12 protein-coding genes and 1 pseudogene are annotated in these 14496 nt (G+C 59.9%); 8 read left to right on the top strand and 5 right to left on the bottom strand.

From position 1 onward, the window contains the following. Positions 1–14: 14 nt before the first annotated feature. Entirely contained in the window at positions 15–905 is an 891-nt protein-coding gene (gene prpB, locus PFLQ2_RS19600) for a methylisocitrate lyase (RefSeq protein WP_003179574.1), read from the bottom strand. Then, positions 902–1615, bottom strand: coding sequence for a GntR family transcriptional regulator (locus tag PFLQ2_RS19605; protein WP_003179571.1), 714 nt, complete (start codon positions 1613–1615; stop codon positions 902–904). The genes prpB and PFLQ2_RS19605 overlap by 4 nt, the downstream gene beginning before the upstream one ends. A gap of 281 nt (positions 1616–1896) precedes the next feature. On the opposite strand from PFLQ2_RS19605, the gene PFLQ2_RS19610 reads away from it, so the two are divergent. From PFLQ2_RS19610 to PFLQ2_RS19620, 3 genes are read left to right on the top strand one after another with little or no spacing between them, the layout of a single operon-like run. Beyond that, positions 1897–2433 (top strand): ATP-dependent zinc protease family protein, encoded by a 537-nt coding sequence (locus PFLQ2_RS19610; RefSeq protein ID WP_003179569.1) that lies wholly within the window; start codon positions 1897–1899, stop codon positions 2431–2433. Between the two features lie 5 nt (positions 2434–2438). Continuing rightward, a complete protein-coding gene (locus PFLQ2_RS19615; RefSeq protein WP_003179567.1) occupies positions 2439–3971 on the top strand; it encodes an inactive transglutaminase family protein in 1533 nt (510 codons plus the stop codon). Next, positions 3971–4957, top strand: coding sequence for an alpha-L-glutamate ligase-like protein (locus tag PFLQ2_RS19620; protein WP_003179566.1), 987 nt, complete (start codon positions 3971–3973; stop codon positions 4955–4957). Before PFLQ2_RS19615 ends, PFLQ2_RS19620 begins: the two co-directional genes overlap by 1 nt. A gap of 197 nt (positions 4958–5154) precedes the next feature. Here PFLQ2_RS19620 and PFLQ2_RS19625 read toward each other — a convergent pair. Further along, positions 5155–6487: pseudogene (locus PFLQ2_RS19625) on the bottom strand (IS110 family transposase). 417 nt (positions 6488–6904) lie between these two features. Between PFLQ2_RS19625 and pabB the strand changes: the two are divergent. After that, positions 6905–8248: an aminodeoxychorismate synthase component I gene (gene pabB, locus PFLQ2_RS19630; RefSeq protein ID WP_003179564.1), complete on the top strand. Its 1344-nt coding sequence runs from the start codon at positions 6905–6907 to the stop codon at positions 8246–8248. 115 nt (positions 8249–8363) lie between these two features. On the opposite strand, the gene thrH is transcribed toward pabB, so the two are convergent. Continuing rightward, positions 8364–8981, bottom strand: coding sequence for a bifunctional phosphoserine phosphatase/homoserine phosphotransferase ThrH (thrH, locus tag PFLQ2_RS19635; RefSeq protein ID WP_003179563.1), 618 nt, complete (start codon positions 8979–8981; stop codon positions 8364–8366). A gap of 171 nt (positions 8982–9152) precedes the next feature. Between thrH and PFLQ2_RS19640 the strand changes: the two genes are divergently transcribed. The 3 genes from PFLQ2_RS19640 (at position 9153) to PFLQ2_RS19650 (ending at position 12662) form a co-directional block, all read left to right on the top strand. After that, the gene (locus PFLQ2_RS19640) at positions 9153–9896 is read left to right on the top strand and encodes a phosphoadenylyl-sulfate reductase (protein ID WP_003179562.1); all 744 of its coding nucleotides are present in this window, start codon (positions 9153–9155) and stop codon (positions 9894–9896) included. 451 nt (positions 9897–10347) lie between these two features. Next, positions 10348–11874, top strand: a complete 1527-nt coding sequence (locus tag PFLQ2_RS19645; RefSeq protein WP_003179561.1) for an NCS1 family nucleobase:cation symporter-1 — start codon at positions 10348–10350, stop codon at positions 11872–11874. Positions 11875–11933: 59 nt separating this feature from the next. Further along, positions 11934–12662, top strand: coding sequence for an aspartate/glutamate racemase family protein (locus PFLQ2_RS19650; RefSeq protein ID WP_003179559.1), 729 nt, complete (start codon positions 11934–11936; stop codon positions 12660–12662). A 37-nt stretch (positions 12663–12699) separates the two neighbouring features. Here the strand turns inward: PFLQ2_RS19650 and PFLQ2_RS19655 are convergent, their stop codons facing one another. Next, on the bottom strand, positions 12700–13623 hold the full coding sequence (locus PFLQ2_RS19655; RefSeq protein WP_003179558.1) for a LysR family transcriptional regulator: 924 nt from the start codon (positions 13621–13623) through the stop codon (positions 12700–12702). Between the two features lie 126 nt (positions 13624–13749). Here PFLQ2_RS19655 and PFLQ2_RS19660 point away from each other — a divergent pair, with 126 nt between their 5' ends. Next, a complete protein-coding gene (locus PFLQ2_RS19660) occupies positions 13750–14496 on the top strand; it encodes a 3-oxoacyl-ACP reductase family protein (RefSeq protein ID WP_003179557.1) in 747 nt (248 codons plus the stop codon).

The raw sequence follows: 14496 nt of genomic DNA, 5'->3' as shown, positions 1-14496 counted from the left end.
AGAATGAACGCGCCTTACTTCTTCGCAGCGAACAACGCATCGAGCTTCTGCTCGAAGGTGTGGTAGTCGATGCGATCGTAAAGCTCCATGCGGGTCTGCATGGTATCGACGACATTCTGTTGCGTACCATCGCGACGGATCGCGGTGTAGACGTTCTCGGCGGCCTTGTTCATGGCGCGGAAGGCCGACAATGGGTACAACACCAGCGACACATCGGCACCGGCAAGCTGCTCGGTGGTGTACAGCGGCGTCGCGCCGAATTCGGTGATGTTGGCCAGGATCGGTGCCTTCACGCGACTGGCGAACAGCTTGTACATCTCCAGTTCAGTGATGGCTTCCGGGAAAATCATGTCGGCACCGGCCTCGATGCAGGCGGCTGCGCGGTCCAGGGCCGATTCCAGTCCCTCCACGGCCAGGGCATCGGTACGGGCCATGATCACAAAACTGTCGTCGGTGCGTGCATCGACCGCGGCCTTGATGCGGTCGACCATTTCCTGCTGCGAGACGATCTCCTTGTTCGGACGATGGCCGCAGCGCTTGGCGCCGACCTGGTCTTCGATATGAATGGCCGCCGCGCCGAACTTGATCATCGACTTGACCGTGCGCGCCACGTTGAACGCCGAGGAACCAAAACCGGTATCCACGTCCACCAACAGCGGCAGGTCACAGACATCGGTGATTCGGCGCACATCGGTCAGTACATCATCCAGGCCGGTAATGCCCAGGTCCGGCACGCCGAGGGAACCGGCCGCCACGCCGCCGCCCGACAGGTAGATCGCCTTGAAACCGGCGCGTTTGGCCAGCAGCGCGTGGTTGGCGTTGATCGCCCCCACCACTTGCAGCGGATGCTCATTGGCGACCGCATCGCGGAAACGCTGGCCTGGCGTGCTTTGGCTGGAACTCATGACTCACCTCGTTCAGTGGCGGCGCTGTCCTGGAAATGACGCGCGATGTTGCGTTTGGACGCGCCGATATGCCGGCGCATCAATAATTCGGCCAATTCACCGTCACGGTCGGCAATGGCGTCGAGAATCCGGTGGTGCTCGGCAAACGCCTGGCGCGGACGGTTGGGGGTGGTGGAAAACTGGATGCGGTACATGCGCACCAGTTGGTAGAGCTCGCCGCAAAGCATTTGCGTCAGGGTGCGGTTGCCGCTGCCCTGGATGATCCGGTAATGGAAGTCGAAGTCGCCTTCCTGCTGGTAATAACCGACACCGGCCTGAAACGCTGCATCACGTTCGTGGGTTTCCAGGACTCGGCGCAGTTCGTCGATTTCTTCCAGGGACATGCGTTCGGCTGCCAGGCGGCAGGCCATGCCTTCGAGGGACTCACGGATCTCGTAGAGTTCCAGCAGCTCGGCGTGGCTCAGCGACACCACCCGGGCACCGACATGGGGAATGCGCACCAACAGGCGCTGGCCCTCCAGACGATGGATCGCTTCGCGCAACGGACCACGGCTGATGCCATAGGTGCGCGCCAACTCAGGCTCGGAAATCTTGCTGCCCGGGGCGATCTCGCCTTTGACGATGGCGGCCTGGATACGCCGGAAGACGTTCTCGGAAAGGGTCTCCGAGTCGTCCTGCACCATCACCGGGGTTTCGAGCTGATCGAGCATATTGTCGACACCTTGAAAATCAATATGGCAAAAACTAACCATAAACCAGGTAAACGTCAAAGCAAAAATACATATTGTCGACAATCGTCTAATAAGCGCCTGCACCATAACTCGTTGATCGGGGGGGTTGCAGCCTCCGGCCGGCGGTGGCGTCAGAAAACCACCGTGCTAGAATGCGCCGCTGTTTGCCGCTCCCTTCTATATAAGGGAAGGCTACGAAGGAGCTTGTGCAGTAATGCCAGGGCCTGAACCGATAAACGGAACGCTGCGCACCAGGATCTATGACACTCAAGCCCTTATCTGCCGCTCTCTATTTCATGTGCCTGCCGGGGCTTGCCGCGGCGGGTGAAAAAACCGTGTATGGCCTCAATGAATACGCCGCCCTGCAAGGCATCGACCTGGAGGTCGCGGCCAAGCTGGACACCGGCGCCAAGACCGCGTCCCTCAGTGCCCGCGACATCAAGCGCTTCAAGCGCAATGGCGAATCCTGGGTGCGCTTCTACTTGGCCATCGACGCGGCCCACTCGCACCCCATCGAACGTCCGCTGGCCCGAGTCAGCAAGATCAAGCGCCGCGCCGGTGACTACGACCCGGAAGAAGGCAAGAAATACACAGCCCGACCGGTCATCGAACTGGACATCTGCATGGGCTCGGCCCTGCGCAGCATCGAAGTGAACCTGACCGACCGTAGCGCCTTCCAATACCCGTTGCTGATCGGTTCCGAGGCGCTCAAGCGCTTCGACGCACTGGTCGATCCCAGTCTTAAATACGCTGCTGGCAAACCCGCCTGCGCCAATGCCGCTCAAACCGCAGAGTAATTCCAATGCGCTCCCTGACCCTCCATTTGAAAATGCTGATCGCCATCCTGGTGGTGCTGGGCCTGTCGGTGACGGCCTATCAGATTTTCGTGCTCGGCATCCCGGTAACCGAAGACGCCACCGACGACTTGTGGAACATCGACGCTAAGGTCGAGTTCATGCCCAATGCCAAGGATCCGGTGAAGATCCAGATGTTCGTGCCGCCCCTGAGCCGCGATTATGTGAGCCTCAACGAGAGTTTCATTTCCAATAATTACGGCGTGGCGGTGAACCGGGTCGACGGCAACCGCAAGGTGACGTGGTCGGCCCGTCGCGCCAAGGGCAACCAGACCCTTTATTACCGCCTGGTGTTGACCAAGCGCTACAGCGCCGAAAAAACCAAGGTCAAGGGCCCGACTTTCCGCGACAGCATTGCCGTCGAAGGCCCGGAGAAGCTCGCCGCCGAAGCCCTGCTCGCGCCGATTCGCCAGCACTCGGCCGACGTCGAGACGTTCATCAGCGAAGCCATCAAGCGGGTCAATAACCTCAACGACGACAACGTCAAGTTGCTGCTGGCCGGCGACCCCGCTTCAGCCAACAAGGCCCGGATCGTCGAACTGGTACTGTCCATCGCTCACGTGCCGGTGGAAAAGGTCCACACCATCCGTCTGGTGGCCGATCAACCGCAGGTGCCTGAACTGTGGCTGCGCAGTTTCAACGGCACCGACTGGCTGTATTTCAACCCCGACACCGGCGAACAGGGCCTGCCCACCGACCGCCTGCTGTGGTGGACCGGCGACGAAAACCTGATCACCGTCGATGGCGGCAAGAAAGCCACCGTGACCTTCAGCATGAACAACAGCGAAATGAACGCCATTCGCCTGGCCAAGCTGACGGACGAAAACACCGACGCCAACTTCCTCGAATACTCGCTTTACGGCCTGCCGCTGCAAACCCAGCAGACCTTCATGATCATGGTAATGATCCCGATTGGCGTGCTGGTAATCCTGGTGCTGCGCAACCTGATCGGCCTGCAGACCTTGGGAACGTTCACCCCGGTACTGATCGCCCTCGCCTTCCGCGAAACCCAGCTGGGCTTCGGGATTATCCTGTTCTCGGTGATCACGACGCTGGGCCTGTCGCTGCGCTCGTACCTGGAACACCTCAAGTTGCAGATGCTGCCGAGGCTTTCAGTGGTGCTGACATTCGTGGTGGTGCTGATCGCCGCCATCAGTCTGTTCAGCCACAAGCTGGGCCTGGAGCGCGGCTTGTCCGTGGCGCTGTTCCCGATGGTGATCCTGACGATGACCATCGAGCGGTTGTCCATCACTTGGGAAGAACGCGGCGCCGGCCATGCGATGAAGGTCGCCATCGGCACCTTGTTCGCCGCGTCCCTGGCACACCTGATCATGAGCGTGCCGGAGCTGGTGTACTTTGTGTTCACCTTCCCGGCGATCCTGCTGATCCTGGTGGGTTTCATGCTGGCCATGGGTCGTTATCGCGGCTACCGCCTGACCGAGCTGGTGCGGTTCAAAGCCTTCCTCAAGGCTGATTCGTAATGTTCGGCTTCTGGAAAACCTGGAAGGCCCTGGAAGCCCGGGGCATCATGGGCATCAACCGGCGTAATGCCGATTACGTGCTCAAGTACAACAAGCGCAGCCTGTACCCCATCGTCGATGACAAGATCATCACCAAGGAACGGGCGATCGCCGCCGGCATTCATGTGCCGGAACTGTACGGGGTGATCTCCACCGAAAAGGAAATCGACAAGCTCGACGAGATCATCGGCGGGCGCACCGACTTCGTGATCAAGCCGGCCCAGGGCGCCGGCGGCGACGGCATCATCGTCATCGCCGACCGTTTCGAGGGCCGCTATCGCACGGTGTCCGGCAAGATCATCAGCCATGAGGAAATCGAGCACCATGTCTCCAGCATCCTCACCGGCCTTTACTCCCTGGGCGGCCACCGTGACCGGGCGCTGATCGAATATCGCGTGACGCCAGACCAGATCTTCAAGAGCATCAGCTACGAAGGCGTGCCGGACATCCGCATCATCGTGCTGATGGGCTATCCGGTGATGGCGATGCTGCGGTTGCCGACCCGCCAGTCCGGCGGCAAGGCCAACCTGCACCAGGGCGCCATCGGCGTGGGCGTCGACCTCGCCACGGGGCTGACCCTGCGCGGCACCTGGCTGAACAACATCATCACCAAACACCCCGACACCACCAACGCGGTGGACGGCGTGCAACTGCCCTACTGGGACGGTTTCATGAAACTGGCCGCCGGTTGCTATGAACTGTGCGGGCTGGGCTACATCGGCGTCGACATGGTGCTGGACCAGGAGAAAGGGCCGTTGATCCTGGAACTGAACGCCCGGCCGGGGCTGAACATCCAGATCGCCAACGACTGCGGCCTGACCCTGCGCACCCACGCAGTGGAAGCCCGCTTGGAAGACCTCCAGGCCCGGGGCGTTATCGAAACCGTGGAAGAACGCGTGGCGTTTGCCCAGGCGTTGTTTGGGCATATTCCGCCGGTTGAGGGTTGAGGCCGAGGTTTGAAGGCGCAAGTGTGAAACCCTGTGGCGAGGGAGCTTGCTCCCGCTGGGTTGCGCAGCAACCCCAAAGCCCAACACCTCGGTGCATCAGGTTGATTGCATTCAACTGCCCTGGGGGTTGCTTCGCAACCCAGCGGGAGCAAGCTCTTATCAAACAAAATACAACCCATTGTTTTTGCTTCTAAAAATCATGCAGCCTTAACTAATTGCATACCCAACTTTCGGGCTTTGCGCTCCAGAGCCCGCAGTTGGCGTCCCCGGCTTTTCTCCTCAAACTCTTCTATCCCTTTCTCAACGTAGGGTTGGCCTTTGGTGAGCATGGCGTAAATCAATCGCGCCAGTTGATGAGCCGTCGCCTTGATCGCGCAACTAGTGTCCATCCGCGTCAGGCGGGCACGGTGGCTGGCGCCAATAAAAACTTTTATCCTGCCGTGCGTTGGAGGCCGCTTGCTTGAGGGCTTGGGCGGCTCGATTGATGATTTTAGGCGCTTTACCAGGAAGCGGTTTGCCTCCTGATATTCGCGTGGGAGGGGCCAGACCAAGCCAAGAGCTTAAGTGCTGCGAGGTCGGGAAACGTGATAAGTCCGGCCCCAGTTCGCTGGCGAGTACCAACGCAATATCAATACCGATGGTGGGAATGGCCGTTAAATCCACGCCCATGACCTTGATCAGTGCCTGGTGTAGCGCCAGTTGTTGATCGGCTGAGCGATGTGCACTGCGCAAGGGCTTGCAAGGCAGTCCTGTCTCCGGCTGAAGAACTGGAAGTCGCGCTAGCGCCTGGGCAATGGCTTGATCGCATTCAGCGATCTGCTTTTCCAAGAAGTCATGGCACGCCAGCTCCTGGCCTAGCGCATGTAGATGCTCTGCCCGCCAGTTGCCATGCAAGCTGCGAGCGATGGTTTCCTGATCGGCCTTGATCCGTCCGTCGCGCAAGGCTGAAAGCTTTTCAGGGGAACGCTCGCCTTGGACGATAGCCCGCAAGATCTTCAAACCCGTCACCCCGGTGATGTCACTGATAACCTGGGCCAACTGGATGTTCATCTGACTCAAGGCCTTCTGCATACGATTGATCGACTTGGCTTGGTCGCAGACTTTATTGGCGCGCTGGCGGACCAACGAACGCATCGAACAGATCTCATCAGAAGGGCGAAAAGCGCCGCTGAGCAGGCCGTGCGTCATGAGTTGCCAGATCCACTGGCAATCAAGCACATCGGATTTGCGCCCAGAGGTCTGCCGCGTAGCACGTGAGTTAACCAGATAAACCTCAAAGCCACGCGCATCCAGCACTTCGAAAAGCGGAATCCAGTAAACGCCCGTCGCCTCCATGGCCACGACACTGATGTTCAACGACTGGAGCCAGTCGGCCAGTGCGATCAAATCGTCGGTAAACGTGGAGAATTGACGGACAGCAGGATCGTACTGCTCTGGGTTTACAGCGACCCAATGCTCACGGCTTCCCACGTCAATACCGGCACAGTGGTGATGAATAATCTCAAAACGCTTTTGGTTCTTGCGCGCCATGGCAATTCCTCGCAGGATTGAATGACGCGCGCGGGGTACACGGTGGCGAAAGGATTCACTCTCTTATACGAGGTCACGGCCTGGCCGTGCCATCAACGACTCCACGCCGATACCGTGCAGGTCACTCTCCCTCTCGGGTGCTGACACACCAGTGCTGGTTACGGCCTTTGCCCCGCGCGCGTTCTTCCAATTTACGATGAACTGTTTGCTGCGCGACAGCGCAGCGTCGAAGACGCGGCGGGATCTCCCTCGCCACAAAGGTGTTCATATCCAGATCACTCGGGTAGCCACAAAGTGTTCATACCCAGATAGCTTCGATAGCCACGGATGTGCTCATCTCCGACATCCCTCTAGGAGCAAATCCTACAGAGGGATTACAATCGCTCCCCCGCCTGAACGGCTGACCCACCCCCGCCCATGCCAACCTGCTCCGTACACCCGCTGCCCTACCATGCCAACCCCGCCGAATACTTTGCGGCGATCCGTCATGCCCCCGGTAGCGTGCTGCTCGACAGCGGCCGGCCAAGCGCCGAGCGCGGTCGCTACGACCTTCTCAGCGCCTGGCCCCTGGAGCAGCTGGCAGTGTTGCCGGACGAAAGCGGCGTCGCTTTCCTGCAACGCTTGCGCACTCAACTGACGCAACTGGGGCCCGCAGTCCTGCCAGACACAGTGCAATTACCCTTCGCCGGCGGCCTGATCGGCTACCTGAGCTACGACTTCGGCCGACACCTCGAAGCCCTGCCGTCCCACGCCAACGATGATCTGCAACTGCCCGATGCGCGTTTTGGCGTGTACGACTGGGCGCTGGTCAGCGATCACCAGGCCGGTACCAGTCAGTTGGTGTTCCATCCACATTGCGTCGAAAGCGAGCGCCAGCGGCTGGTCGAACTTTTCAGCCGGCCGACCACGGCCCTCGCCGGCGCCTTCAGCCTTGACGGGCCCATGGCACCCGACCTGAGTGCAGAAGACTATCGGCAGGCATTCGAGCGTATCCAGGCGTATATCCAGGCCGGAGACTGCTACCAGGTCAACTTCGCCCAGCGCTTTCGCGCCCCCTGCGATGGCGATGCCTGGATCGCGTACCAGGCGCTGCGGACGGCTTGCCCGACGCCGTTTTCCGGGTTCCAGAGCCTGCCGGAGGGCGGCGCCGTCCTGAGCCTGTCACCCGAACGTTTCGTCAGGGTCAGCGAAGGCCATGTCGAAACCCGACCGATCAAGGGCACCCGGCCTCGCGGCGCGACGCCCGGCGAAGATGCGGCCCACGCCGCCGAGCTGCTGGCCAGCCCCAAGGATCGCGCGGAAAACCTGATGATCGTCGACCTGTTGCGCAACGACCTTGGCCGCACCTGCCGTGTCGGTTCGGTGCGCGTGCCGGAATTGTTCAGCCTGGAAAGCTACCCGAACGTGCACCATCTGGTCAGCAGCGTGACCGGTGAACTGGCCGCCGAAAAGGACGCCCTGGACCTGATCGCCGGCAGTTTTCCCGGTGGCTCGATCACCGGCGCGCCGAAAATCCGTGCCATGCAGATCATCGACGAGCTCGAACCGACCCGCCGCGGACTGTATTGCGGCTCGTTGCTCTATCTGGACGTGCGCGGGGAAATGGACAGCTCCATCGCCATCCGCAGCCTGTTGGTCAAGGACGGGCAAGTGTGCTGCTGGGGCGGCGGCGGGATTGTCGCGGACTCGGATTGGCAGGCGGAGTATCAGGAGTCGATTACCAAGGTCAGGGTGTTGTTGGAGACCTTGCAGACCCTTTAGTTACCACACCATCTTCTGTGGGAGCGGGCTTGCTCGCGAATGCGGCGGGTCAGAAATGATGATGTTGACCGACACACTGAATTCGCGAGCAAGCCCGCTCCCACAGGGATAGTGGTTAAAGAGTCAGACTGCGGTTCGAAGCCTTGAGAAATTCCTGCTTCAACTCGGCAAAGCTATGCACGGCCGGGAATTGCGGGAATTCTTGAATCACATTGTCCGGTGCATGAAACAGAATCCCGGCGTCGGCTTCACCCAACATCGTGGTGTCGTTGTAGGAGTCCCCCGCCGCAATCACCCGGTAATACAGGCTCTTGAAGGCCAGGACCGACTGGCGTTTGGGATCTTTCTGACGCAACTGGTAGCCGGTCACGCGCCCGCCATCATCGGTAATCAGGCGATGGCAGAGCAATGTCGGGAAACCCAACTGGCGCATCAATGGCTGGGAAAATTCGTAGAACGTGTCGGACAGGATCACCACCTGGAAACGCTCGCGCAGCCAGTCGACGAACTCGATGGCGCCCTCCAGTGGCTTGAGGGTGGCGATGACTTCCTGGATATCGGACAGCTTGAGGCCGTGTTCGTCGAGGATGCGCAACCGTTGCTTCATCAGCACGTCGTAGTCGGGGATGTCCCGAGTGGTTGCCCTGAGGGATTCAATCCCGGTTTTTTCAGCGAAGGCGATCCAGATCTCCGGGACCAGCACACCCTCCAGGTCGAGACAGGCAATTTCCACAAGACACTCCCATTATTTGATGTTTATCGGTTGAGCGAACAAAAGGCCTGACGACTCTAGCCATTCGCCAGTGCCCGCGCAACGCACAGGAGCGCGCCAGCCTCGACAGCTTTTGTTACCATCAGCCCCATATAGAGCGCCCAGCGCCACCGACCTGTAGGAAACCGCCTGATGAGCCCATCGTTTGATGTCGTGGAACTCGCCACGACCTATGCCAACAAGTCCCCGCAGGACATCCTCAAGCTGGCCTTTGCCGAATTCGGCGATGACCTGTGGATATCTTTCAGCGGCGCCGAAGACGTGGTGCTGGTGGACATGGCCTGGAAACTGAACAAGAACGTCAAGGTGTTCAGCCTCGACACCGGTCGCCTGCACCCCGAGACCTATCGTTTCATTGATCAGGTGCGCGAGCACTACAAGATCGACATCGAACTGGTCTCGCCGGACCACACGAAACTCGACCCATTCGTAAAGGAAAAAGGCCTGTTCAGCTTCTATAAGGACGGCCACGGTGAGTGCTGCGGCATTCGCAAGATCGAGCCGTTGCGCCGCAAACTGACCGATGTTTACGCCTGGGCCACCGGCCAGCGTCGCGATCAGAGCCCTGGCACCCGCAGCCAGGTGGCGGTATTGGAAATCGACACGGCGTTTTCCACCCCGGAGCGCACCCTGTACAAATTCAACCCGCTGTCGCAGATGACCAGCGAAGAAGTCTGGGGCTACATCCGCATGCTGGAGCTGCCTTACAACAGCCTGCATGAGCGCGGCTTCATCAGCATCGGCTGCGAGCCCTGCACCCGTCCGGTGCTGCCGAACCAGCACGAGCGCGAAGGCCGCTGGTGGTGGGAAGAAGCCACGCAGAAGGAATGCGGCCTGCACGCCGGGAATATCATCGCCAAATCCAAAGCGCTGTAACTCTCACCTGACCCTGTACACAAAAATGTCACCACCGGTGCCATTTTTGTGTGCACTCATTTAAACAATGCGCTGAAAAGTTACACCATCCCGCCTCCCTCGCATGCCTCCTTTCTTTGTCGCCATCGGCTTAAAAAATAAATACCTGTTCAAACGGTCAATTTATAAACGCTAGATTTCAATGAGTTATTGGATTTCAATAACCGAAGGAAATTAACAGCTGTTTAGTTAGATCGTCGGATGGCATGGATATGGCTAGAGTCGACGAGTGTCTTGTATACAAAACTCATAAAATATACACACACTTTAGATCCGCTAGCCTGAAGCGCCCTATCCCGTACAGGCTGCAGATGCCCCATAACCAATGATGCTCGCCCGCCGCGACGAAGATATGTCGAGCCCCGCGCTCATGTACAGTCATCGCTGCGCCGAGAATCAGGAGCCTGCCGGAATGCGTACAAGTCTTTCTAACAATATCGCGCTGGATCTGCCCTCCTCCACCACTGCCCTTGACGATCAAAGCGCCTCCCTGGCGTTGAGTCCGAGGCTGCACAACAAGGACCTTGCGCCGACCAAGGCCGAAGGTCGCCGTTGGGGTCGCTACAGCATCTTCGCCCTGTGGACCAACGATGTGCATAACATCGCCAATTACTCCTTCGCCATCGGCGTGTATGCCCTGGGGCTGGGCGGCTGGCAGATCTTGCTGTCCTTGGGAATCGGCGCGGCTTTGGTGTATGGCTTCATGAACCTGTCCGGCTACATGGGGCAGAAAACCGGCGTACCGTTTCCGGTGATCAGCCGCATCAGCTTTGGCATTCACGGCGCACAGATTCCCGCGCTGATCAGGGCAGTCATCGCCATCGCCTGGTTCGGTATCCAGACGTACCTGGCGTCGGTGGTTTTCCGCGTGTTGCTCGTGGCGATCCATCCCGGCTTCGCCGATTACGATCACGACTCGATCCTCGGCCTGTCGAGCCTGGGTTGGGTGTGTTTCGTGGCGATCTGGTTCGTGCAGCTGATCATCCTGGCCTACGGCATGGAGACGGTGCGCCGCTATGAAGGCTTTGCCGGGCCGGTCATTCTGGTGACGGTCGCCGCACTGGCCGGCTGGATGTACACCCAAGCCGGAGCAACCATTGCCTGGTCGATCCGCGAGCCGCTGACCGGCGGCGAAATGTGGCGCAATATTTTCGCCGGCGGGGCCTTGTGGCTGTCGATCTACGGCACCTTGATTCTCAACTTCTGTGATTTCGCTCGCTCATCGCCGTGCCGTCGAACCATCATCGTCGGAAATTTCTGGGGCCTGCCGGTGAATATTCTGGTTTTCGCCACCATTACCATCCTGCTGTGCGGTGCGCAGTTCCAGATCAACGGCCAAATCATCGAAAGCCCGACGCAAGTCATCGCCTCGATCCCCAACACGTTCTTCCTCGTGCTCGGTTGCCTGGCGTTTCTGATTGTCACCGTCGCGGTGAACATCATGGCCAACTTCGTTGCACCGGCCTTCGTGCTCAGCAACCTGGCGCCCAAGTACCTGACCTTCCGCCGCGCCGGGCTGATCAGCGCCGCCATTGCGGTGCTGATCCTGCCGTGGAACCTGTACAACAGCCCGCTGGTGATCGTGTATTTCCTGTCCGGCCTCGGTGCCCTGCTCGGGCCGCTGTATGGCGTGATCATGGTCGATTACTGGCTGGTGCGAAAAGGCCGCATCAACGTGCCGCAACTGTATAGCGAGGCCCCAAACGGTGCGTATTTCTACAGTAACGGCGTGAACCTGCGCGCGGTGGCGGCGTTTATTCCGGCCGCGCTGATCGCGATTATCCTGGCGTTGGTGCCCGGCTTCGACAGTATTTCACCTTTCTCCTGGTTGATTGGCGCTTCGATTGCAGGGCTGCTGTACCTGATCATCGCCAAGCGCCAGCCGTATTACGAAGACGTCAGCGGCGAGTCCATCGCTGTGGATAACGTCAGCCATTAATCGCTCAAGTGGCCCAACTGGTTCGGGCCGCATTCTTTACCCGTTAAGGAGGACAGCTCATGCGAATTCTCGTGGTCAACGTCAACACCACCGAATCCATTACCCAAGCCATCGCCCGACAAGCCCAGGCCGTGGCTGCACCGGGCACCGAAATCGTCGGGCTCACGCCATATTTCGGGGCCGATTCCATCGAGGGCAACTTTGAAAGCTACCTGGCGGCCATTGCGGTCATGGACCGGGTGATGTCCTACGACCAGCCGTTCGATGCGGTGATCCAGGCAGGTTATGGCGAACACGGGCGCGAAGGTTTGCAGGAACTGTTGAACGTACCGGTCGTGGATATCACGGATGCCGGCGCCAGCACTGCGATGTTCCTCGGTCACGCTTATTCGGTGGTCACCACCCTGGACCGCACCGTGCCGCTGATCGAAGATCGCCTCAAGCTCTCCGGCCTGTTCGACCGTTGCGCCTCGGTACGGGCCAGTGGCCTGGCGGTGCTGGAACTCGAACAGGATCCGCAACGGGCAGTGGAAGCCATCGTGCATCAGGCCGAATTGGCGGTCAGTCAGGACAAGGCCGAAGTAATCTGCCTGGGCTGCGGCGGCATGGCCGGGCTCGATGAGCAGATCCGCCAGCGCACCGGAGTGCCGGTGGTCGATGGGGTGACTGCGGCGGTGACCATTGCCGAATCCCTCGTGAGGCTGGGATTGTCGACGTCGAAAGTGCGCACTTATGCGACACCTCGGCCCAAGACCATCATTGGCTGGCCGGGGCGGTTTGGGCGCTGAGTTTCACTTTGCAGGCCAACCCGGTCCAGAGCCCAACTCAAACCGCACTGAACCGCCGCGCCAAGCCCTGTTCAGCAAACTGCTCGATGATGAAATCCACGAACGCCCGGGTCTTGCCTGGCAACAGTTTGTGCTCGGCGTAGTAGATGGAGATATTGCCATCATCCACGTACCAGTCCGGCAGCACCCGCTGCAGCGCCCCGGACTCCAGGAAGGGAACGGCAATCGGCATGCTCACCAGGCCGATGCCCAACCCTTGCGCCGCGGCGGCGCCGTCGGCTTCCGAATCGCTCATGGTCATGCGCGTCTTGAGCGTCAGCGGGCTGTGTTCCAGATCGCGACTGGTCAGTTGCCAGGAACGGACGCGCCCGGTCTGGGGCGAGCGGATCAGGATGCCCTGATGCTGTGACAGATCTTCCGGCCCTGTCACCGCCGGATGGGTTTTCAGGTAGTCCGTCGAGGCGACCAGCACCCGATGGGCCACCGTCAATTTGCGCGCCACCACGCCTTGAGGCAGGTCGAAACCGCCACCGATGGCCGCATCGAAACCCTGGCCGATCAGGTCCACCTGGCGATTATCGAAATGCCAGTCCGGATTGATCGCCGGGAAGCGCTGCAAGAATTTTCCCAGCAACGGCACGACATACAGCCGCCCAAACGCCGTGCCCATGCTCACCTTCAGCGTCCCCGCTGGTTGCCCACCGGCGCTGGCCAGGTTGGCGACGGCGTTCTGGATGGTATTGAAACTGCTACTGACTTCGCTCAAAAACAACTGGCCCGCTTCCGTCAGCGTCAAGCTGCGGGTGCTACGCTGGAACAGGCGCACGCCCATGCGAGCCTCAAGCTTGGCAACGCTTTTACCCACCGCAGCCGGGGTTACGCTCAGGCGTCGTGCGGCCTCGGCAAAACTGCCGACTTCAGCGCTGCGCACAAAGCATTCGATACTGTTGAAGGTTTCCATAAAGACCATTCTAAACTTTTGGTTTACACAGACTGTATCAATAAGCGTCTACACAGCCGAGAACCAATTGCCGATACTCCGTCCATCAACTGCGGCAATCTCGCCGCGGCACGTTTGGAGAACACCATGAGCACTCAAACATTAAGCGGTAAAGTTGCACTGATCCAAGGCGGTTCCCGCGGCATCGGCGCCGCCATCGTCAAGCGCCTCGCCGCAGAAGGCGCAGCGGTGGCCTTCACTTACGTCAGCTCCGCCGCCAAGTCTGAAGAATTGCAGAACAGCATCACCGCGACGGGCGGCAAGGCCCTGGCGATCAAGGCCGACAGCGCCGACGCCGACGCCATCCGCAACGCCGTCGCAGCTACCGTCGAGGCCTTTGGCCGGGTGGACATCCTGGTCAATAACGCGGGCGTGCTGGCAATGGCACCGCTGGATGAATTCAAGCTTGAAGACTTCGACCAGACCTTGGCGATCAACGTGCGCAGCGTCTTCATCGCCACCCAGGCCGCGGCCCGCCACATGGGCGAAGGTGGTCGAGTCATCAATATCGGCAGCACCAACGCCGATCGCATGCCCTTCGCCGGCGGTGGCCCCTACGCCATGAGCAAAGCTGCGTTGGTGGGCCTGACCAAAGGCCTGGCCCGCGACCTGGGCCCGCGCGGCATCACCGTCAACAATGTGCAGCCGGGCCCGGTGGACACCGACATGAACCCGGCCGACAGCGACTTCGCCTCCAGCCTGATGGGGCTCATGGCTATTGGACGCTACGGCAAGGTTGATGAAATCGCCAGCTTCGTCGCGTACCTGGCAGGGCCGGAAGCCGGCTATATCACCGGTGCCAGCCTGACCATCGACGGTGGTTTCGGCGCCTGA

Source organism: Pseudomonas fluorescens Q2-87, from assembly GCF_000281895.1.
GTDB classification, from domain to species: domain Bacteria; phylum Pseudomonadota; class Gammaproteobacteria; order Pseudomonadales; family Pseudomonadaceae; genus Aquipseudomonas; species Aquipseudomonas fluorescens_S.
Note: the sequence above shows the minus strand (reverse complement) of the source record. Positions and strands in the feature narration are given on the sequence as shown.